The sequence below is a fragment of the Brachybacterium epidermidis genome, from assembly GCF_015209585.1.
Lineage (GTDB): Bacteria > Actinomycetota > Actinomycetes > Actinomycetales > Dermabacteraceae > Brachybacterium > Brachybacterium epidermidis.
The window spans coordinates 1-22,099 of record NZ_JADEYR010000010.1; the positions used below are offsets into that span (position 1 = coordinate 1).

Below are 22,099 nucleotides of genomic sequence, written 5' to 3' on the forward strand. Positions count from 1 at the left end.
TTATCACAGGAGCTCTAGCATACCGTGTGTACAGTGCTCTAGTACGTTGTTGTTTCACGTATTAAACGACTTTCGTTGTTGTCTCTTTTGTCTTCTTTTTTTTTTTTTTGTCCAAGCAAAAGCCGGCATCCGATTTCCCTCTCCGTCTCGTGGGCTCGGAGATGTTTATAAGAGACGGGCTGGGCCGTGAGATGCGGGGCGTGATCTCCATCGCCCGCCGCTGCTCCTGCGGCCGGCCGGCCGTGGTGCGCACCGCTCCCCGCCTCGAGGACGGCACCCCGTTCCCCACCTCCCTGTACCTGACCCTTCCCTGGCTGGTGCTGGAGATCTCCCGGGTCGAGGCCACCGGCGCCATGGCCGAGCTCACCGCCCGTCTGGGGGAGGATCCGGCCCTGGCCGAGGCCTACCGCGGCGCTCACCAGCGCTACCTGCAGCGCCGCGCAGAGCTGGGCGATGTCCCCGAGATCAGCGGGACCAGCGCCGGAGGCATGCCCGAACGGGTCAAGTGCCTCCACGCCCTGGCCGGGCAGGCCCTGGCCGAGGGGCCCGGCATCAATCCCGTGGCCGAAAAGGTGCTGGTCGGCATCGACGGCGCCTGGCCGGAGCTGGTGTGCCGCTGCGAGCGGCACGAGGGGGAGCAGCGATGAGCGCGCGCGAGCATCAGGATCCGCCCGTCGCGGCGATCGACTGCGGCACCAACTCCATCCGCCTGCTGATCGCGCGAGCCGACCCCTCCGGTCCCGGTCTGGTGGATCTCGAGCGGCACATGGAGATCGTGCGCCTGGGCCAGGGAGTCGACCGCACGGGCCGGTTCGACCCGGCCGCCGTGGAGCGCACCCTGGATGCGGCCCGTCGCTACGGGCGGCTGATCGAGCACCACGGTGCGCACCGCCTGCGATTCACGGCCACCTCCGCCACGCGCGACGCCTCCAACCGCGACCTGTTCATCTCCGGCATCCGCGAGATCCTGGGGGTGGAGCCCGAGGTGATCAGCGGCGAGGAGGAGGCCGAGCTCTCCTACCGGGGCGCGGTCACCACCCTTGAGGACCTGCCCGAGGGGCCCCGCCTGGTGGTCGACATCGGTGGCGGCTCCACCGAGCTCGTGCTGGGCACCGACGCGCCCAGCCACCGCGTGAGCCTGGACATGGGGTCGGTGCGGATGACGGAGCGCCACCTGGCCTCCGACCCGCCCACCGCAGCGGAGATCGCGGCCGCTGCGGCCGACGTCGACTCCCTGTTGGACCGGGCCGCCCAGCAGGTGCCGTTGGAGTCCACCTCCGTGCTGGTGGGTGTGGCCGGCACGGTCACCACGCTGACGGCGCTGGCAATGGGTGTCACCGAGTACAGGCCCGATGTCACCCACGGAGCCCGGCTGGACATCGACGAGACCGTCGAGCTGTGCGAGCGTCTGCTGGCCATGCCTCGCGCCGAGCGCGCCGAGCTCTCGGCGATCCACCCCGGCCGCATCGATGTGATCGGAGCGGGCGCGCTCATCTGGTCCCGCGTGGCACGGCGACTGCAGAGCACCGCCGACCTGCAGGTCTCCCGCACCAGCGAGCATGACATCCTCGACGGGATCGCCCTCAGCCTGCTTCCTGTGTGATGTTGATTGCGGGGGCCGCCTTTTGTGCGGTCTCTCGGAGCGCCCTACGCTGTACCCATGAACAACTCTCATGGCGGCAAGCCTCACGTCCTGATCCTCGGCGGCGGGTCCGTCGGACTCACCACTGCGGCGGACCTCCGCAAGTCCCTCGGGACCGAGGTCGCGATCACGGTCGTCGACTCCCGCCCCTACATGACGTACCAGCCCTTCCTCCCCGAGGTCGGCGCCGGCTCCATCGATCCGCGCAACGTGCTGGCCCCGCTGCGCAAGATCCTCGCCGGCACCAAGGTCGTCACCGGCACCGTGACCTCCATCCGCAGTGCCGACAACCTCGTGGTGGTCGACACCGAGGACGACGTCCAGCTCGAGATCTCCTACGACTACCTGGTGGTGGGTCTGGGTGCCGTGCCGCGCCTGCTGCCCATCCCGGGCCTGGCCGAGGCCGCGATCGGCTTCAAGTGGGTCGAGGAGGCCGTGGCCGTGCGCGACCGCGTCCTCGCCAATCTCGCCGAGGCCGCCTCCACCAAGGATCCGAAGATCCGCAAGCGCCTGCTCACCTTCACCTTCGTGGGCGGCGGCTTCGCCGGCGGTGAGGCCATCGCCGAGACCGAGGACATGGTCCGCGACGCCCTGCGCTACTACCCCGACCTGCACGCCTCGGACATCCGCTTCGTGCTGATCGACGCCGCTCCGTTCATCTTCCCCGAGCTGACCGAGGACCAGCGCGCCTACGTGCTGAACCAGCTGCGCGAGCGCGGCATCGAGGTGAAGCTGGAGACCTTCCTGAACTCCGCTGAGGACGGCGTGGTCAAGACCAGCGACGGCGACGAGTTCGAGACCGACCTGCTGGTGTGGAACGCGGGCGTCAAGCCCAGCCCGATCCTGCTGGAGGAGGGGGTCTCGGACCTCCCCGTCATCACCGAGCGCGGCCCCCTGATGGGCAAGGTCGACACCCTCGCCGACCTGCGCGTCAACGGCGCCGACGGCCCGATCGACAACGTGTTCGCCGCCGGCGACTGCGCCGCCGTGCCGGACCTGGCCGCGGGCGAGGGCAAGTTCTGCCCGCCCAACGCGCAGCACGCGGTGCGCCAGGGCAAGCGGATCGCCGACAACATCGCGCGCTCCGTTCAGGGCCGCCCGCTGGTGGACTACTACCACAAGAACCTCGGCACCATGGCCACCCTGGGCATGTACAAGGGCGTCGGTCGCCTGCACGTGGGCGACAAGGAGTTCGACCTGCGCGGCCTGCCCGCCTGGGCCGCTGCTCGCGCGTACCACGTGTACGCCATGCCCACGATCGGCCGAAAGGCCGCTGTGGTCGCCGGCTGGGTCACCAACCTGATCTCCCGCCGCGACATCATCGGCATCCCGGAGCAGACCACGCCGCGCGCCGCCTTCGAGCTGGCGGCCAACACCTCCTCCAAGCCCCAGTGATGCCGCGCGGATCCACGACCCGCGCTCGTGGATCCCGCCGCTGACGCACGCGCCCTTGCTCCCCGGAGCGAGGGCGCGCTGCGTCTGGCGGCCGCCACACGGTGCGCCCGCGGTAGGATGTGACCGAACGTGCTCGACTCCACGCGCAGTCGAGCGCAAACGGCCAATGAGTGGGCATCGGTGGTCCGTGTCCGCGCGCAGGAGGAACACCATCAATGCAGGTCATCATCGTTTCTGACGCCGCCGAAGGTGCACGCGAGGTCGCCGACGTCTTCGAGCGAGTGCTGCGTGATGCAGGTGCCGTCGTGCTGGGCCTGGCCACCGGTTCCTCCCCGCTGGCCGGCTACCGGGAACTGATCCGCCGCCACCGGGAGGAGGGGCTGTCCTTCGCCTCCGCCCGCGCTTTCCTGCTGGACGAGTACGTGGGTCTGCCCTCCGATCACGAGCAGAGCTACCACCGGTTCATCCGCGAGAACCTCACCTGGCACATCGACATCGACGACGCCGCTGTGCTCTCACCCCAAGGGCAGGCTGCCGACCCGATCGCCGAGGCCGATCGCTACGACCGCTCGATCGCGGAGGCCGGGGGAGTGGACCTGCAGATCCTGGGCATCGGCTCCAACGGCCACATCGCCTTCAACGAGCCCGGCAGCTCCCTGGCCTCCCGCACCCGTCCCGTGGTGCTGACCGAGTCGACCATCGCCGACAACGCCCGCTTCTTCGACTCCCGCGAGGACGTGCCGACCCTGGCCCTCTCGCAGGGCCTCGGCACGATCCGCGAAGCGAAGGAGATCGTGCTCACCGCCACCGGTGAGAACAAGGCCCGGGCGATCGCGCAGATGGTCGAGGGCCCGATCAGCGCCCGCTGGCCCGCGAGCTGCCTCCAGCTGCACCCCGCCGTGACCGTGGTGGTCGACGAGGCCGCCGCCTCCCAGCTCGAGCTGACCGACTACTACCGGCACATGCGCCGGGTGGCCCAGGAGGAGTCGCTCACCTCACGCAGCTGAGCGCGGACGACGACGGTTCCTGGGCCCGCAGGCCGATACGATCGCCCCCATGCAGTCTGATCTCCTCATCCCCTCATCCCCGTCCCCCTCCTCGTCCCCTCCGATGCACGGCCCGCCGCCGCGGCCGTCGGCTCCGGCCCCGCTGATCGCGAGGTGGCACGCGCGGCCTCCACAGCGACCGCCACCGCCCCTCGCGGCGGTCTGGACCGCTTCTTCGGCATCAGCGACCGCGGCTCGAGCGTCTCGCGAGAGATCCGCGGCGGCCTGGTCACGTTCTTCTCGATGTGCTACATCGTGGTGCTGAACCCGCTGATCATCGGCACCGTCCCCGACTCCACCGGCCAGTATCTGGGCGGCGGGGCGGAGCCCAATCTGCCGGCGGTCGCCGCCGGCACCGCACTGATCGCCGGCCTGCTCAGCATCGTCATGGGCACCTGGGCGAAGTTCCCCCTGGCGCTGGCCGCGGGGCTCGGCCTCAACGCCTACGTCGCCTACTCGGTGGTGCCCCTGCCGGGCATGACCTGGGGCGGGGCCATGGGCCTGGTGCTGCTGGAGGGCGTGATCATCCTGCTGCTGGTGCTCACCGGATTCCGCAAGGCCGTGTTCGATGCCGTCCCGCCGTTCCTCAAGACGGCGATCGCCGTCGGCATCGGTCTGTTCATCGCGTTCCTGGGCCTGTACAACGCCAAGTTCGTCACCACCGCCACCGGCACCCCGGTGCAGTTGGGCAACGACGGCTCCCTCACCGGCTGGCCCACCTTCGTGTTCGTCACCGGTCTGCTGCTGATGTTCGTGCTGTGGGTGCGCAAGGTCCCCGGCGCCATCCTGATCTCGATCGTGTTCGCGACCGTCCTGGCCATCGTGCTCGAGAGCGTGATGAAGCTCGGCGCCTTCGCCCCCGCCGGGCCCGAGGGGGAGGGCAACCCCGGTGGCTGGGCCATGAACGTGCCCTCCATCAGCGAGTTCCCGATCCAGGCGCCGGACTTCGCCACACTGTTCACCGTGGATCCGATCGGCGGGATCACCGCGGCGGGCGCGATCGGGGCGACCGTCATCGTCTTCTCCCTGCTGCTGGCGGACTTCTTCGACACCATGGGCACGATGGTGGGCGTGGCCTCCGGGGCCGGGCTGGTCGACGAGACCGGCGACATCCCCCGCTCCCAGCGCATCCTGGTGGTGGACTCGGTGGGCGCCATCGCCGGTGGCCTCGGCGGTGTCTCCTCCAACACCAGCTTCGTGGAGTCCACCTCCGGGGTGGCCGAGGGTGCCCGCACGGGCCTGTCCTCGGTGGTCGTGGGCGTCGCTTTCCTGTTGACCACCTTCCTGTCGCCCCTGGTCGCACTGGTGCCGTACGAGGCGGCCACCCCGGCCCTGGTGATGGTGGGCTTCCTGATGATGACCCAGGTCACGGACATCGACTTCACCGACGTGGAGATCGCAGTGCCGGCGTTCCTCACCATCATCCTGATGCCGTTCGCGTACTCCATCACCGTGGGCATGGGGGCCGGCTTCATCATGTTCGTGCTGATCCGCGTGATCCGTGGCCGCGCCAAGGACGTCCACTGGCTGATGTACCTGGTTGCGGTGCTGTTCGTCGTCTACTTCCTCCGAGGCGGCATCGAGAGCCTGCTGCTCTGACGCAGCCGAGCCCTCGCAATCCCGACACTGTGTGGCAATTCCCGGCACGTCCGCGCCGGAGGTCGCCCCCCGGTGCGGTACAGCCTGCTCACCGGGCGCTGCAACGGGTGCTCACCGCTCACGAGCAGCGTGCTGCCCGGTGACTCCCAGGCGCCGGTGCTGGTGGTGCTGATGGTCGCCACCATCGGTGTGCTCTCCCTCGCCCTGCCCCAGGTGCTGGTCGGCGTGTCCGGGAGCGCCTGGGCCATCGCCCAGCCGCTGCTCGGCTTCGTGGCCCGGGGCCCGCGATGTCAGGCCGAGGCGTCCAGCACGTGGTCGAGCACGGCGATCAGAGCCCTGACGTCCTCCGGGGGCACCGCGGGGAATGTGGCGATGCGCACCTGGTTGCGGCCCAGCTTCCGGTAGGGCTCGATGTCCACCACGCCGTGGGCGCGCAGCACGGAGGTGATCGCCGTGGCGTCGATCTCCTCGCTGATGTCGAGGGTGGCCACCACCTGCGAGCGTGCCGAGGGATCGTCCACGAAGGGGGTGACCTCCTCACGGCGGGCGGCCCACTCGTACAGCAGTCCGCTGGTCTCGCGGGTGCGGGAGTCGGCCCAGGCCAGACCGCCCTGCTCGTTCATCCACTCGATCTGCTCCGCCATCAGCACCAGCGTCGACACCGCCGGCGTGTTGAGCGTCTGGTCCTTGCGGGAGTTCTCGATCGCTGTGGTCAGCGAGAGGATCGAGGGGATCCAGTGCGCCCCCTGGGCCGCGATGCGCTCGGCGCGCTCGATCGCGGCAGGGGAGAGGACCGCCAGCCACAGACCGCCGTCGGAGGCGAAGGCCTTCTGCGGGGCGAAGTAGTAGGCGTCGGCCTGGGTGGGATCGACCATCACGCCACCGGCGGCGGAGGTCGCATCGATCAGCACCAGCTGCTCGGTGCCGGCCCCCTCGGGGCGGCGCACCGGTGCCATCACCCCGGTGGAGGTCTCGTTCTGAGCCCAGGCGTAGGCATCGACGTCGGGACTGCTGACGGGGGAGGGGAGCGCGCCGGGCTCTGCCCGGATGACCTCGGGATCCTCCAGGTGGGGTGCGTCGCGCACCTCGGTGGCGAACTTCTGGGAGAACTCGCCGCACACCAGGTGCTGGGAGCGCCGCTCGATCAGGCCCAGGGCCGCCACGTCCCAGAAGGCAGTCGAGCCGCCGTTGCCGAGCACCACCTCGTAGCCCTCGGGGAGGGAGAACAGCTCGGCCAGGCCCGTCCGGACACGCTTCACCACGTTCTTCACCGGGGCCTGACGGTGCGAGGTCCCCAGCACGGACCCGGATGCCGCCACCAGTGCATCGACCTGGGCGGACCGCACCCGTGACGGACCGGAGCCGAAACGACCGTCGGCGGGCAGAAGGCTGCGGGGAATCGTCAGCCCGCGGATGCGAGCGGAGCGATCGTTGCTGTGATCGGACATCGTGTCCTCCTCGTGATCCCGGGGCCGGTCCGTACCGGTGACCCCAGCATCGTGCCAGTCACGCGGTGGCCGCCACGCCACGGTCCGGCAGATGAGCACATCTCTGGCAGGATCGGGGGCATGAGCCGTGCCGATCTGGACAAGAAGCCGTACGACGTCGCCGGGATGTTCGATGCCGTCGCTCGCCGCTACGACCTGATGAACGATGTCGCAGCGATGGGACAGGTGAGCATGTGGCGCGACCAGATGGTGGAGTCCCTGGCGGTCTCCGAGGGTGACACCGTGCTCGACCTGGCAGCAGGCACGGGCACCTCCTCCGCCGCGCTGGCCAGGGCCGGAGCCCGCGTGGTGGCGGCCGACTTCTCCCTGGGCATGATGACGGAGGGCCGGCGTCGTGGAGCACCCGTGCCCTTCGTCGGAGCCGACGCCCAGCACCTTCCCTTCCTAGACGACTCCTTCGATGCCGCGGTCATCAGCTTCGGACTGCGCAATGTCCACGATCCCCGCATGGGGCTGCAGGAGATGGTGCGGGTGGTGCGGCCCGGGGGAACGGTGGTCGTGTGCGAGTTCTCCACACCCACGAATTCACTGTTCCGCACCGTGTACGAGCGCTACCTGCTGCGCGCACTCCCGGCAGCCGCACGTGGGCTGTCCTCCAACTCAGACGCCTACGACTATCTGGCCGAGTCGATCCTGGACTGGCCGGGCCAGACCGAGCTTCGCTCCTGGTTCCTCGAGCTGGGACTCGAGCACTGCCAGTACCGGAACCTCTCCGGCGGGATCGTCGCGCTGCATCGTGGATACGTCCCGGGCGACTGAACCTGCAGGTCAGACGGGCGATGGACGAGCAGGTGAAGCAATGTGGCCGAGGACACCTCTGAAAAACGCCGTTTCAGCTTGACGGCCGCGCTGCCGGCCCGTAATGTTTTTCCTCGTGCCCGGCCGAACGGCACGGCGAGAGACCAGCAGTGGATCACCCGCCGAACCGCTCACCACCAGGCACAACGGCCCACCTCCAGGGCCAGCGCGGCGCGGATCACACCGCACCGAGTTGACATGGAGGAGCCGATCCCCTAAGTTATAGGGGTTGCCCCGGAACGGAAGAGCCCAGAGGGTTCGGTAGTCCGAGTGCGCGTGTTGCTTGATATCTCAATAGCGTGTCTGTTTGTTGATGCCAATATTTTGATTGGCATTTTTCGGATGATTAGCAGAATTATTTTTGCTGGTTGTTTGTTTGAATGCTGGGATTTTCTATGTTTTCATGGAGAGTTTGATCCTGGCTCAGGACGAACGCTGGCGGCGTGCTTAACACATGCAAGTCGAACGATGACGACAGGGCTTGCCTTGTCTGATTAGTGGCGAACGGGTGAGTAACACGTGAGTAACCTGCCCCCCTCTTCGGGATAACCTCGGGAAATCGGGGCTAATACCGGATATGACTTCGCACCGCATGGTGTGTTGTGGAAAGTTTTTCGGTGGGGGATGGACTCGCGGCCTATCAGTTTGTTGGTGAGGTAATGGCTCACCAAGGCGATGACGGGTAGCCGGCCTGAGAGGGCGACCGGCCACACTGGGACTGAGACACGGCCCAGACTCCTACGGGAGGCAGCAGTGGGGAATATTGCACAATGGGCGAAAGCCTGATGCAGCGACGCCGCGTGGGGGATGACGGCCTTCGGGTTGTAAACCTCTTTCAGCAGGGAAGAAGCGAGAGTGACGGTACCTGCAGAAGAAGCGCCGGCTAACTACGTGCCAGCAGCCGCGGTAATACGTAGGGCGCAAGCGTTGTCCGGAATTATTGGGCGTAAAGAGCTTGTAGGTGGCTTGTCGCGTCTGCCGTGAAAACCCGAGGCTCAACCTCGGGCGTGCGGTGGGTACGGGCAGGCTAGAGTGTGGTAGGGGAGACTGGAACTCCTGGTGTAGCGGTGATATGCGCAGATATCAGGAAGAACACCGATGGCGAAGGCAGGTCTCTGGGCCATTACTGACACTGAGAAGCGAAAGCATGGGGAGCGAACAGGATTAGATACCCTGGTAGTCCATGCCGTAAACGTTGGGCACTAGGTGTGGGGAACATTCCACGTTTTCCGCGCCGTAGCTAACGCATTAAGTGCCCCGCCTGGGGAGTACGGCCGCAAGGCTAAAACTCAAAGGAATTGACGGGGGCCCGCACAAGCGGCGGAGCATGCGGATTAATTCGATGCAACGCGAAGAACCTTACCAAGGCTTGACATGCACCGGACGACTCCAGAGATGGGGTTTTCTTCGGACTGGTGCACAGGTGGTGCATGGTTGTCGTCAGCTCGTGTCGTGAGATGTTGGGTTAAGTCCCGCAACGAGCGCAACCCTCGTTCCATGTTGCCAGCGCGTTATGGCGGGGACTCATGGGAGACTGCCGGGGTCAACTCGGAGGAAGGTGGGGACGACGTCAAATCATCATGCCCCTTATGTCTTGGGCTTCACGCATGCTACAATGGTCGGTACAATGGGTTGCGAAACTGTGAGGTGGAGCGAATCCCAAAAAGCCGGTCTCAGTTCGGATTGGGGTCTGCAACTCGACCCCATGAAGTCGGAGTCGCTAGTAATCGCAGATCAGCAACGCTGCGGTGAATACGTTCCCGGGCCTTGTACACACCGCCCGTCAAGTCACGAAAGTCGGTAACACCCGAAGCCAGTGGCCCATCCTCGTGAGGGAGCTGTCGAAGGTGGGATTGGCGATTGGGACTAAGTCGTAACAAGGTAGCCGTACCGGAAGGTGCGGCTGGATCACCTCCTTTCTAAGGAGCATCACCATTAATGGTGGCCATCTGCCTGCCCGCGTGTGGTGGGGGTGGTTGCTCATGGGTGGAACATCAACGGATGGGCGCTTCATCATCGGGTGCTGCTCGCTAGTACGGTCCTTCGGGGCGTGGAACGTGGGTTGCCTGGTGGTTCGAGGTGGAGACACGCTATTGGGTTGTGAGGCTGCACGCGGCCCCTGGGTTCGCTCGGGGGTGTGTGGCTGGTCCTCCCTGGTTCTTCTGCTGCGGTTGTGGTGGAGGTGCTGGTGTGGGGTTGTTTCTTGAGAACTGCATAGTGGACGCGAGCATCTTGTAAGCAATTTATTTTAGTGTCTTTGTAGTGTTTGCCAAGTCTTTAAGGGCGTACGGTGGATGCCTGGGCACGAGGAGCCGATGAAGGACGTAGGAGTCTGCGATAAGCCTCGGGGAGGTGACAACCGACCTGTGATCCGAGGATGTCCGAATGGGGAAACCCACCGCGAGTCATGTCGCGGTACCTGCCACTGAATGTATAGGTGGTGTGGAGGGAACGCGGGGAAGTGAAACATCTCAGTACCCGCAGGAAGAGAAAACTAATAGTGATTCCGTGAGTAGTGGCGAGCGAAAGCGGAGGTGGCTAAACCTGTTCTGTGTGATACCCGGCAGGGGTTGCAGGGCGGGGGTTGTGGGACGTATCTGGGTTGTCTGCCGGCAGCCCGACGTGGACGTGCATTGGTAGTCGAAGTCGTGGTGAGTGCGACGGCGTAGAGGGTGTGACCCCCGTAGACGAAACTGTTGTGCGGCGTGATGCTGTTCCCGAGTAGCACCGGGCCCGTGAAATCCGGTGTGAATCTGCCAGGACCACCTGGTAAGCCTGAATACTACCTCGTGACCGATAGCGGACAAGTACCGTGAGGGAAAGGTGAAAAGCACCCCGGGAGGGGAGTGAAATAGTACCTGAAACCGTGCGCTTACAATCCGTCGGAGCCTTACGGGGTGACGGCGTGCCTTTTGAAGAATGAGCCTGCGAGTTAGTGGTCGGTGGCGAGGTTAACCCGTGTGGGGTAGCCGTAGCGAAAGCGAGTCTGAACGGGGCGTTCAGTCGCCGGCTCTAGACCCGAAGCGAAGTGATCTATCCATGGGCAGTGTGAAGCGCGGGTAAGACCGCGTGGAGGCGCGAACCCACTTCAGTTGAAAATGGAGGGGATGACCTGTGGATAGGGGTGAAAGGCCAATCAAACTTCGTGATAGCTGGTTCTCCCCGAAATGCATTTAGGTGCAGCGTTGCGTGTTTCGTGCCGGAGGTAGAGCACTGGATAGGCGATGGGCCCCACCGGGTTACTGACCTTAGCCAAACTCCGAATGCCGGTACGTGAGAGCGCAGCAGTGAGACTGTGGGGGATAAGCTTCATAGTCGAGAGGGAAACAGCCCAGAACATCAGCTAAGGCCCCTAAGCGTGTGCTAAGTGGAAAAGGATGTGGAGTTGCTGAGACAACCAGGAGGTTGGCTTAGAAGCAGCCACCCTTGAAAGAGTGCGTAATAGCTCACTGGTCAAGTGATTCTGCGCCGACAATGTAGCGGGGCTCAAGTACACCGCCGAAGCTGTGTCACTCCACGTTGTGTGGGGTGGGTAGGGGAGCGTCGTGCAGACTGCGAAGCCGCGGGGTGACCCAGTGGTGGAGGCTGCACGAGTGAGAATGCAGGCATGAGTAGCGAAAGACGGGTGAGAAACCCGTCCGCCGATTGATCAAGGGTTCCAGGGCCAGGTTAATCCGCCCTGGGTTAGTCGGGACCTAAGGCGAGGCCGACAGGCGTAGTCGATGGACATCGGGTTGATATTCCCGAACCGATCGTAGGAGGACCCATACCGAGGCATCTGATGCTAACCACCCGAGCTTGCCTCGTGCCCTTCGGGGTGCGTGCGTGAGTGAGGCTGGGAACCAAGGGTGTAGTAGGTCAGCGCGAGGGATGACGCAGAGAGGTAGCTTCCGCGGACTTAATGGAATAGTCCGTCTAAGCGAGCAGCCCGGTCACGGTAATGCGTGGCCATGTGGGTGAGACGTGATGGGGATCCCGTATGGGCGTAGGTGAGTGATCCTGTACTGCCGAGAAAAGTTCCAGCGTGACGAATACGGTCGCCCGTACCCTAAACCGACTCAGGTGATCAGGTAGAGAATACCGAGGCGTTCGAGAGAATCGTGGTTAAGGAACTCGGCAAAATGCCCCCGTAACTTCGGGAGAAGGGGGGCCTGAGAGGTGAGAGCCTCGAGGGCCGCAGAGACCAGGGAGAAGCGACTGTTTACTAAAAACACAGGTCCGTGCGAAGTCGTAAGACGCTGTATACGGACTGACGCCTGCCCGGTGCTGGAAGGTTAAGAGGACGGGTCAGCTCTTCGGAGCGAAGCTCAGAATTTAAGCCCCAGTAAACGGCGGTGGTAACTATAACCATCCTAAGGTAGCGAAATTCCTTGTCGGGTAAGTTCCGACCTGCACGAATGGCGTAACGACTTCTCCACTGTCTCAACCGCGAACTCGGCGAAATTGCATTACGAGTAAAGATGCTCGTTACGCGCAGCAGGACGGAAAGACCCCGGGACCTTTACTATAGTTTGGTATTGGTGTTCGGGACGGCTTGTGTAGGATAGGTGGGAGACTGGGAAGCATTCACGCCAGTGAGTGTGGAGTCGCTGTTGAAATACCACTCTGGTCGTTCTGGATTCCTAACCTCGGTCCGTGATCCGGATCAGGGACAGTGCCTGATGGGTAGTTTAACTGGGGCGGTTGCCTCCTAAAGAGTAACGGAGGCGCTCAAAGGTTCCCTCAGCCTGGTTGGCAATCAGGTGTTGAGGGTAAGTGCACAAGGGAGCTTGACTGCGAGACAGACATGTCGGGCAGGGGCGAAAGCAGGAACTAGTGATCCGGCACCTCATTGTGGAATGGGTGTCGCTCAACGGATAAAAGGTACCCCGGGGATAACAGGCTGATCTTGCCCAAGAGCTCATATCGACGGCATGGTTTGGCACCTCGATGTCGGCTCGTCGCATCCTGGGGCTGGAGTTGGTCCCAAGGGTTAGGCTGTTCGCCTATTAAAGCGGTACGCGAGCTGGGTTTAGAACGTCGTGAGACAGTTCGGTCCCTATCCGCTGCGCGCGTTGGATATTTGAGAAGGCCTGTCCCTAGTACGAGAGGACCGGGATGGACTGACCTCTGGTGTGCCAGTTGTTCTGCCAAGGGCATGGCTGGTTGGCTACGTCGGGAAGGGATAACCGCTGAAAGCATCTAAGCGGGAAGCCTGCTTCAAGATTAGATATCCGTGCACCCTTGTGGTGTGGGAGGCCCCCAGTAGATGACTGGGTTGATAGGCCAGATGTGGAAGCGCGGTAACGTGTGGAGCTGACTGGTACTAATGGCTGATGACTTACTCAAACACTGTCACTGATTGTGTTGTTTGCGTGTGTGTTCGCGTCCACTGTGTGGTTCTTGAGGAACAACCACTGCGTCCCTGTGTTGGGGGTGTGGGGGCTGGTTGGGTCTCGTCGTGTTACGGCGGTCATAGCGTCGAGGAAACGCCCGGTTCCATTCCGAACCCGGAAGCTAAGCTCGATTGCGCCGATGGTACTGCACTCGGGAGGGTGTGGGAGAGTAGGTCGCCGCCGGACATCTTCATTCGGGAAGGGATGAAGGGGTTGTAGCATCACTGGTGATGAGTGTGTGCTCCTCCTTCATCCCTTCCCCTTTTTCATGCCCTGTGACGAGCCGGTGCGCCGAGAGCCTTCGAGCGCATCCATTCGGCGGGTCGTACCGGTCGTACCGAGCACTGCTGTCCCGTTGTCACAGGCCGCTGTCTGCGACGGCGACCGCGATGTTGTCAGGGCCTCCCGCAACGAGGGCCGCGTTGACCAGATGCTCGCATGCATCGACAGGGGCAGCTGCGCTCTGGACGATCCTGACGATCTCCGCCGGCCGTACCGGACCATGTATGCCGTCCGAAAGCAGCACCAGACGCGCATCGCTGGTCACCGTGCGGACGATGTAGTCCGCCTCGGTGGGCGCGCCTGCCGCCAGCGCACGGTTCAAGGTCGCACGCTCCGGATGGGACGTCGCTTCCTCCGATGTGAGTCGCCCTTCTGCGACCAACGACTGCACATGGGTGTGATCGCTGGTCACCGCTTCCCAGCGCTTTCCCTGGTGGTGCAGTGCACAGGTGTCCCCGATGTGCATCACGTGGATCCGGGCACCGTCGATCAGCGCGGCCGTGAGTGTCGATCCGCCGAGGCCGTCGACCTGGTCGGTGGCAGCGCCCCACGCTGCCTCGAAAGCGCGGTCCACCGATCCCGGGTCGGCGTTCTCGCTCAGCCGGGCTGCGAGCTCGTCCTCGAACGCCACCAAGTTACGGGTGCTGAGGGTGGGGGCGGCCGGGTTCGGGTCGGTGGTGAAACCATCGGCCGCGGCGATGAGGTGGCGGCCTCCGGGCAGAGCGGATGTCATGCCGGGTTCTCCTTCGTGGGGGTACCCGAAAGCTGCGATGAATGCGCTGAGGCCACCGGGACCGGTCCAGCCCTGCCTCTCCCGATGTCGTTCACGACCCGCGGGCCATGCGGAGCCCGAGCTCGCCACCACGGCGCTGAAGCGGCCAGAGGCGGGAGCCACGTCGATCCCGTGCCGTCCCTCGATGCTCACCCGTCCGTGCAGGGACGGGCACATCGACCGGGTGCCGGGACCGTGGCTATCGCCGGAAGCTGATGATCCGCTGTGCACCGGCCCACAGCAGGCCGTGAGTGCAGTCACGCGACGGGGGGTTACCGGCGGGTTAATGCCGGGGGGTCGCCTAAAGTTGACGATCGATACCACCCATAGAGACGACGGATGTGCGACGTGGCTGAGAACAGCAAGAGCGAGAGTGGCCAGGGCGGCGGCGGGGACCGCCGTGCGCAGGGCCGATCCGCTGCGCGCTCCGTCGATCGTTCCCGCTCCCAGCAGGGCGGACAGCAGCGTGGCGACCGCAAGCGGTACGGGGAGCGGACATCGTCCGCCGACCGCGCGCAGGGCGAACGCAGGCAGTACGGCGAGCGCAAGCAGTACGGCGAACGGCGCCAGGGGGGCGGGCCCGGTGACTGGACCCCGCGATCAGCCCGTGAGGCCCGCCCGCGCTCCGTGGGCGAGCATCCGGGGGCGGCCCGCCACCGCGACTATCAGCCCACCGAGAGGTCGCGACCGCGTCGGGACGGGGGGCAGCAACGCTCCGATCGTCGGTACGAGGGCAGGCCGCCGCGACGTGAGGGCGGAGGGGGTCCTCACCCCGAGCGTCGGGATGATCGGGCGCGGGGCTGGGGCCGGGACGACCGCCGCCGGGACGACCGTCGACGTGAGGACCGTGGCCGGGATGACCGTCGACGCGAGGACCGTGGCCGGGATGACCGTCGACGTGAGGACCGCGGCCGGGATGACCGCCGTCGTGAGGACCGCGGCCGGGATGACCGCCGTCGTGAGGACCGTGGCCGGGATGACCGCCGTCGTGAGGACCATCGCTCGGAGCGTGATCCTCGCTCCTACCGTCCCGGTGAGGAGGAGCGCTCCAACCGCCCCTTCGAGCCTCGGATCCCCGAGGGGATCACCGGCAAGGAGCTCGATGTCGACGCTCTCGACGAACTGCGCGGCCTGAGCCGCGAGACCGCGGAGAGGGTCGCCAAGCACCTGGTCGCCGCCTTCGCCCTCGAGGAGGAGGACCCCGAGACCTCGCAGGCTCACGCCAAGTTCGCCGCCCGCATCGGCGGGCGCATCGGCGTGGTGCGCGAGACCTACGGGATCCTGGCCTACCGGGCCGGGGACTACCGCACAGCCGTGCGTGAGCTGCGTACCGCACTGCGCATCACCGGGCGCTGTGACGTGCTTCCTCTGATCGCGGACTCCGAGCGCGGGCTGGGGCGGCCGGAGCGCGCGCTGGACATCGCTGCCTCCGAGGACGCCTCCGGGATGGGGGCGGATGCCGCCATCGAGCTGATGATCGTGGTGGCCGGCGCCTACGCCGACACCGGTGACATCCAGACCGCGCTACGCACTCTCGAGATCCCCGCTCTGCGGCACAAGGTCGACGGGCGCTGGCAGGTGCGTCTGTGGGTCGCCTACGCCGACCTGCTTGAACGTGCAGATCGCGCCGATGAGGCCCGTCGATGGCTGACCCTGGCCGCTGATACCGACACCGATGGCCTCACCGATGCTGCTGAGCGGCTGGGGCGACCCGCTCCGGAGCCTGCCGCCGAACCGTCGTGGGAGGACGATGAGGAGATCCTCGTCGTCGACGCGTTCGAGGAGGAGCAGGAGCCCGAGACCCCCGAGGTCGGCGAACCGTCGGACGGCGTCGAGACCCCCGAGGTCGGCGAACCATCGGACGGCGCCGGGGAGACCGCTCAGTCCGAGGAGCGCGTCCTGGCGCCCACCCCGGACTCCTTGGGGGAGGAGCTGCGGTGATCCGCCGCCCTGAGCCATCGCTGCTCGACCTGCACGACGCCCTGCTGCTGGACCTCGATGGCACGCTGATGCACGGCACCCAGCCCATCGTCCACGCGGCCGAGGCCGTCGCGACGGCACGCGCACGCGGACTGCGCCTGGTGTTCGCCACCAACAACGCGTCCCGCACACCGCAGCAGGCCGCCCAGCACCTGGCGACCGTGGGCGTGGCTGCCGATCCGGAGGAGTTCATCACCTCGCCCCAGGTGGCGGCGCGACTGCTCGCCGAGCGCCTCGAGCCCGGCTCCACGGTCCTGGTGGTGGGTGGGCCCAGCCTGGCGCATGAGATCCGCGAGGTCGGTCTTGACCCGGTGACCGAGGACTCCGATCAGGTCGTGGCCGTGGTCCAGGGCTGGGCACCCGACCTGGACTGGTCGCGACTGGCCGAGGGCGCCTACGCGATCCGGCACGGCGCGAGCTGGATGGCCACCAATGTCGATGCGACCCTGCCCACGGAGCGCGGCCTCGCCCCCGGCAACGGGTCCATGGTGGCTGCTCTGCGGCACGCCACCGGTGCTGAGCCCGATGTGGCGGGCAAGCCCGAGCCCGGCATGTTCACCGTGGCCGCCACCGACATCGGCTCCCGCCGCCCGCTGGTGATCGGTGATCGCCTGGACACCGACATCGAGGGGGCGAACCGCGCCGGGATGGACTCGTTGCTGGTGCTGACCGGTGTGGACGGCATCGAGACCGCGCTGCGCGCCGACCCCGTGCGCCGTCCCACCCACATCCTTCCGGACCTCTCCCACCTGGGGGATCCCTGTCCCCTCCCGGTGGTCACCGGCTCCTGCGCGCGCTGCGGCGCCGTGAGCGCGACCTGGGAGGACGGTGACATCGTCCTGGACGGCGAACTGCAGGACCCGCGCATCCTGCGGGCGGCAATGGCCCTGCTGCGCCGTCACGCGGCCGAGGAGCCGTGGACCGGACGCCTGCGAGGTCGCGGGGACGAGCTGATCGAGGCCGCGGCCACGTGAGCCCGCCCCGGCTCGACGTCGCACTGGCGGCGGCTGGGCTCGCCCGCTCACGCACCCACGCCCAGCGGATCATCGACGAGGGCCGCGCACGCATCGACGGCCGCGTCGCCACCCGAGCCAGCGCGCCCGTTCCCGAGGGGGCCCAGCTGGCGGTGGTGGACGTCCCCGACGGGATCGAGTACGCCTCCCGTGCCGCCCACAAGCTGCAGGGGGCCCTCGAGCAGCTCGACCTGCCGGTGCCCGGGACGCACTGCCTGGACGCCGGGGCATCCACGGGTGGCTTCACCGATGTGCTGCTGCGCCACGGCGCCGCCTCCGTGATCGCCGTGGACATCGGTCACGCCCAGCTGGCCGCGCACCTGCGCGAGGACCCCCGCGTGACCGTGCGCGACGGCACCAGCGTGCGCGACCTCGATCCTGAGCTGATCGGCGGCACGGTGGATCTGCTGGTAGCCGACCTCTCCTTCATCTCCCTGCGCACCGTGATGGCGCCGCTGGCCTGCGTGGTGCGCACCGGGGGAGACCTGCTGCTGATGGTCAAGCCCCAGTTCGAGGTGGGGCGCCAGGCGCTTCCCCGCAGCGGCGTGGTCACCGACCCCGCCCAGCGTGTGCGCGCTGTGACCGAGGTGGCACGGACCGCGGCCCGAGAGGGACTGCTGCTGACCGGTGTCGGGGCCAGCACCTTGCCAGGGCAGGACGGCAATCGTGAGTACTTCCTCCACCTGCGGCCCACCGGCCACGCCGCCGAGCTCTCGGACCGCGCCTGTGACATGATCGGTTCCGTCCTGAACGAGCGCCACGCGCCCGGTCCGAGCCGACAGATCACCGAGGGGGAGGGCAGAGCATGATGAGGCGGTTCCTCCTGTACGTCCACACGGGACGCCGCGCTGCCCTGGACGCCATGCTCGCCGTGCTGGAGGAGCTGGCGGACCGCCAGGTCGAAGCGGTGCTGATGGCCGATCAGGTCGCGGAGATCCGCGCCCTGCCCGCCGAGGACGTCCCCGACGGGCTCCTGCAGGCGCTGGACCCACAGCGGGTCGACGCCCGGGGCGTCATCGAGGCCGGGGACCGCGTCGAGCTGGGCATCGTGCTGGGGGGCGACGGCACCATCCTGCGCGCCCTGGAGACCGTGCGTGATGCCGACATCCCCGTCCACGGCGTGAACCTGGGGCATGTGGGCTTCCTCGCCGAGAGCGAGGTCGAGGGCCTCTCCGCGACCGTGTCGCGGCTGCTGGAGGGCGAGTACGAGATCGAGAGCCGCAGCGCCCTGCACATCACGGTGCTCGATCACGACGACCAGGTGGTGGCCCAGCACTGGGCGATGAACGAGGCGTCGCTGGAGAAGGCCGACCGCCAGCGGATGGTGTACGTCGCGATCGAGATCGACGGCCGCCCCGTCTCCTCCTTCGGATGCGACGGCGTGCTGCTGTCCACCCCCACCGGCTCCACCGCCTATGCCTTCAGCGCAGGCGGCCCCGTGATCTGGCCCGAGGTGGACGCCATGCTGCTGGTGCCGCTCGCCGCCCACGCCCTGTTCTCCCGGCCCCTGGTGCTGGGGCGCTCCTCCGTGGCCGCGGTGGAGATGACGATGGACAACCGGGACGAGGGCGTGCTGACACTGGACGGCCGCCGCACCGTGGACCTCACCCGCGGGATGCGCGTCGAGGCCCGCCTCTCCCCGGACTCGGTGCGTCTGGTGCGGATGTCCTCCACCCCGTTCGCCGACCGTCTGGTGGAGAAGTTCCAGCTGCCCGTGGTCGGGTGGCGCGGTCGCAGCCGCGGCACCCATCCGCGCTGAGCGGGGCCGCCCCCATGCTCTCCACCCTGCGCATCCGCTCCATAGGCGTGATCGAGGACGCCACCCTCGAGTTCGGTCCCGGCTTCACCGCCCTGACGGGTGAGACCGGTGCCGGCAAGACCATGGTGGTCACCGGGTTGACGATGCTGCTGGGCGCACGTCTGGACCGCGGTCGCACCGGCACTGCCGCCACCGTGGACGGCACCCTCACCCTGGCCGGGCACGACGGCCTCGCCCAGGCGATCGACGAGCTGGGCGCCGAGGAGGAGGACGGCGAGGTGCTGGTGGTGCGCCGGGTGACCCGCGAAGGCCGCTCCCGCGCCCACATCGGCGGCGTCCCGGTCCCGATCGGGACGCTCGCCGCCCTGGTCGGCACTGCGGTGACCGTGCACGGGCAGTCCGACCAGCAGCGCCTGCGGGAGCCCGACGCCCAGCGCGAGGCCCTGGATCGCTTCGCGCAGCACGAGGTGGCCGGCCTGCTGGAGCAGCATCAGCAGCTGTGGGACCGGCGCGAACAGCTGCGGGCGCGCATCGAGGAGCTCGACCACCTGCTGCGGCGTCGCGACCTGGAGGGCGCGCGCCTGCGCGAGGCACTGGAGCGTCTCGAGAGCGTCGATCCCGTCCCCGGGGAGGACCAGGCGCTGCGTGAGGAGCTGGAGCGGCTGGGCAACGCCGAGCAGCTGCGCACCGATGCCGACCAGGCCGCGACCGCACTGGTGGGGGACGACGGCCCGGCCGCCGCCGCGCTGCTGGACATCGCGGCCGAGGCGGTGCATCGCGCAGCCCGCACCGATCCCCAGCTCGTCCCGCTGGGGGAGCGGATAGAGGCCGCACGCCTGGAGCTGTCGGACCTCGCGGCGGAGCTGTCGCGGTACGCCGACGGCATCGACGCCTCGCCGGGCAGGCTCGATGCGGCCAACGAGCGCCTGCACGAGCTCACCACCCTGGTCCGCGACCTGGGCCCCGTGCTGCCCGGGCCGGACGGCCCCGCCGAGGACGTCACCGACCTGCTGGAGAGCTCCCGGGGCGCCGCCGAGGCCCTGGACCGCTACGACGGCGCCGAGGAGGAGCGGGAGCAGGCCTGCGCGCAGCTGGACTCCCTGGAGCAGGAGCTGGACGGCGCCGCCACCGCCCTGACCGAGGCCCGTGCACGGGCCGCTGAGGAACTCTCCGGTGCGGTGCAGGAGGAGCTGCGGCACCTGGAGATGCCCGATGCCGCCATCACCGTGGAGGTGGGCTCCCAGCCCCATCGCCGCCACGGGCGGGACGCCATCGCGATCCTCCTGGCCCCCCACCCGGGAGCCGATCACCTGCCCGTCGCCCAGGCGGCCTCCGGCGGCGAGCTCAGCCGCGTGATGCTGGCCCTCGAGGTGGCGCTGGCCTCCCACCGCAAGGACCGCAGCGCTGCCCCGGTGTTCGTGTTCGATGAGATCGACGCCGGCATCGGCGGGCGGGCAGCCCTCGCCGTGGGCCAGCGCCTGGCCCGGCTCGCCCGCCACGCCCAGGTCATCGTGGTCACCCATCTGCCGCAGGTCGCCGCGCACGCCGGCACCCACCTGCGCATCGAGAAGACCAGCACCGACGGCTCCACCAGTTCCCGCATCGACGCCCTCGACGGCGAAGAGCGCATCCGCGAGCTCTCCCGCATGCTCGCCGGTGACGACCACTCCGATGTCGCCCTCGCCCACGCCCGAGAACTGCTGGAGGAGGCCACAGCCGTGGGGGAGGGCCGGCCGTGAGCATCGTCGAGCAGCCCCTGGTCGCCGGCACCGCCAGGTTGGGCAAGCGCACCAAGGACCTCACCAAGCGCCTGGGGCCCGGGGACGTCGCGGTGATCGACCACGAGGACATCGACCGGGTCGCCGCCGAGGCCCTGGTGGAGCGGCGCCCCGCCGCGGTGCTCAACGCCGCCGCGTCCACCTCCGGCCGGTACCCCAATGCCGGCCCACGCATCCTGGTCGATGCCGGCATCCCGCTGATCGACGGGCTCGGGCAGGCGGTGTTCGAGCAGCTGCACGAGGGCCAGGAGATCACCCTGCGCGGCTCCGCCGTGCTGGCAGGGGACACGCTGATCGCCGAGGGCACCGTGCAGGACGGGGTCACGGTGGCCGCCGCCCAGGAGGCCGCCCGTGAGGGGCTCTCCGAGCAGCTGGAGATGTTCGCGCAGAACACCATGGAGTACATGCTGCGTGAGCGGGACCTGCTGCTGGACGGGATCGGCGCCCCCGAGGTGCGCACCGTCATGGCCGGACGGCCGGTGCTGATCGTGGTGCGCGGCTACCACTACAAGGAGGACCTGCTCACGCTGCGTCCCTTCCTGCGGGAGTCCCGCCCCGTGATCATCGGGGTGGACGGCGGTGCCGATGCCGTGATGGAGGCCGGGTTCCGTCCCGACATGATCATCGGCGACATGGACTCCGTCTCCGACCGGGCCCTGGCCAGCGGTGCCGAGCTCGTGGTCCACGCCTATCGGGACGGACGCGCCCCCGGCATGGCCCGCCTGGAGGAGCTCGGGGTCGGGAAGGGAGCTGTGCTGTTCCCCGCCTCCGGCACCAGTGAGGACATCGCCATGCTGCTGGCGGACGAGAAGGGCGCCGCGGTGATCGTGGCCGTGGGCACCCACGGGACGCTCGAGGAGTTCCTGGACAAGGGACGCGCCGGCATGAGCTCCACGTTCCTGACCCGCCTGCGGATTGGCTCGAAGCTGGTGGACGCCAAAGGGGTCTCGCGGCTGTACCGGCAGCGGATCTCCAACTTCCAGCTGGTGCTGCTGGCGGTGGCCGGACTGCTGGCCCTGACCGTCGCACTGTGGGCCACCCCGGGCGGGCAGGCCCTGATGCAGATCCTCGGTGCCCGTCTCGATGGCATGCTGTCCTGGTTCACCACCCTGTTCGCGCCCCGCCTCCCCGGCGGGTAGGAGGGATCCGCTC

General features: G+C 67.3%; 14 protein-coding genes and 3 rRNA genes. 15 read left to right on the forward strand and 2 right to left on the reverse strand.

Annotated elements, in window-relative coordinates; genetic code table 11:
• Nucleotides 1–161: 161 nt before the first annotated feature.
• The 5 genes from IOE58_RS09535 (at nt 162) to IOE58_RS09555 (ending at nt 5,682) form a co-directional block, all read left to right on the forward strand.
• Nucleotides 162–647 carry a DUF501 domain-containing protein gene (locus tag IOE58_RS09535; RefSeq protein WP_193866248.1) on the forward strand — a complete coding sequence of 162 codons (486 nt, stop codon included), beginning with the start codon at nt 162–164 and terminating at the stop codon, nt 645–647.
• Complete coding sequence (locus IOE58_RS09540) at nt 644–1,603, forward strand: Ppx/GppA phosphatase family protein (RefSeq protein WP_193866166.1); 960 nt, start codon at nt 644–646, stop codon at nt 1,601–1,603. The genes IOE58_RS09535 and IOE58_RS09540 overlap by 4 nt, the downstream gene beginning before the upstream one ends.
• A 57-nt stretch (nt 1,604–1,660) precedes the next feature.
• Entirely contained in the window at nt 1,661–3,037 is a 1,377-nt protein-coding gene (locus IOE58_RS09545) for an NAD(P)/FAD-dependent oxidoreductase (protein ID WP_193866167.1), read from the forward strand.
• A gap of 215 nt (nt 3,038–3,252) precedes the next feature.
• Nucleotides 3,253–4,044: a glucosamine-6-phosphate deaminase gene (nagB, locus tag IOE58_RS09550; RefSeq protein ID WP_193866168.1), complete on the forward strand. Its 792-nt coding sequence runs from the start codon at nt 3,253–3,255 to the stop codon at nt 4,042–4,044.
• 153 nt (nt 4,045–4,197) lie between these two features.
• On the forward strand, nt 4,198–5,682 hold the full coding sequence (locus IOE58_RS09555; protein ID WP_193866169.1) for a solute carrier family 23 protein: 1,485 nt from the start codon (nt 4,198–4,200) through the stop codon (nt 5,680–5,682).
• Nucleotides 5,683–5,972: 290 nt separating this feature from the next.
• Here the strand turns inward: IOE58_RS09555 and serC are convergent, their stop codons facing one another.
• Entirely contained in the window at nt 5,973–7,130 is a 1,158-nt protein-coding gene (gene serC, locus IOE58_RS09560) for a phosphoserine transaminase (protein ID WP_193866170.1), read from the reverse strand.
• A 120-nt stretch (nt 7,131–7,250) separates the two neighbouring features.
• Here serC and IOE58_RS09565 point away from each other — a divergent pair, with 120 nt between their 5' ends.
• From IOE58_RS09565 to rrf, 4 genes are all read left to right on the forward strand, one after another.
• Nucleotides 7,251–7,949, forward strand: coding sequence for a demethylmenaquinone methyltransferase (locus IOE58_RS09565; protein WP_193866171.1), 699 nt, complete (start codon nt 7,251–7,253; stop codon nt 7,947–7,949).
• A gap of 439 nt (nt 7,950–8,388) precedes the next feature.
• Nucleotides 8,389–9,907: ribosomal RNA gene (locus tag IOE58_RS09570) — 16S ribosomal RNA — on the forward strand.
• 348 nt (nt 9,908–10,255) lie between these two features.
• Nucleotides 10,256–13,316, forward strand: a 23S ribosomal RNA gene (locus IOE58_RS09575).
• A gap of 116 nt (nt 13,317–13,432) precedes the next feature.
• Nucleotides 13,433–13,549 (forward strand): 5S ribosomal RNA (rrf, locus tag IOE58_RS09580).
• Together the 16S, 23S and 5S rRNA genes form the textbook arrangement of a ribosomal RNA operon.
• A 172-nt stretch (nt 13,550–13,721) precedes the next feature.
• Here the strand turns inward: rrf and IOE58_RS09585 are convergent.
• Nucleotides 13,722–14,378: a PP2C family protein-serine/threonine phosphatase gene (locus IOE58_RS09585; protein ID WP_193866172.1), complete on the reverse strand. Its 657-nt coding sequence runs from the start codon at nt 14,376–14,378 to the stop codon at nt 13,722–13,724.
• 387 nt (nt 14,379–14,765) lie between these two features.
• Between IOE58_RS09585 and IOE58_RS14375 the strand changes: the two genes are divergently transcribed.
• The 6 genes from IOE58_RS14375 to steA are packed head-to-tail and all read left to right on the forward strand — an operon-like array spanning nt 14,766 to nt 22,086.
• A complete protein-coding gene (locus tag IOE58_RS14375; protein WP_228019566.1) occupies nt 14,766–16,358 on the forward strand; it encodes a hypothetical protein in 1,593 nt (530 codons plus the stop codon).
• Nucleotides 16,355–17,371: an HAD-IIA family hydrolase gene (locus IOE58_RS09595; protein WP_193866173.1), complete on the forward strand. Its 1,017-nt coding sequence runs from the start codon at nt 16,355–16,357 to the stop codon at nt 17,369–17,371. The genes IOE58_RS14375 and IOE58_RS09595 overlap by 4 nt, the downstream gene beginning before the upstream one ends.
• Nucleotides 17,368–18,219: a TlyA family RNA methyltransferase gene (locus IOE58_RS09600; RefSeq protein ID WP_193866174.1), complete on the forward strand. Its 852-nt coding sequence runs from the start codon at nt 17,368–17,370 to the stop codon at nt 18,217–18,219. Before IOE58_RS09595 ends, IOE58_RS09600 begins: the two co-directional genes overlap by 4 nt.
• Nucleotides 18,219–19,169 carry an NAD kinase gene (locus IOE58_RS09605; protein ID WP_193866175.1) on the forward strand — a complete coding sequence of 317 codons (951 nt, stop codon included), beginning with the start codon at nt 18,219–18,221 and terminating at the stop codon, nt 19,167–19,169. Before IOE58_RS09600 ends, IOE58_RS09605 begins: the two co-directional genes overlap by 1 nt.
• 14 nt (nt 19,170–19,183) lie before the next feature.
• A complete protein-coding gene (recN, locus tag IOE58_RS09610) occupies nt 19,184–20,908 on the forward strand; it encodes a DNA repair protein RecN (protein WP_193866176.1) in 1,725 nt (574 codons plus the stop codon).
• Complete coding sequence (gene steA / locus IOE58_RS09615; RefSeq protein WP_193866177.1) at nt 20,905–22,086, forward strand: putative cytokinetic ring protein SteA; 1,182 nt, start codon at nt 20,905–20,907, stop codon at nt 22,084–22,086. Before recN ends, steA begins: the two co-directional genes overlap by 4 nt.
• Nucleotides 22,087–22,099 lie beyond the last annotated feature (13 nt).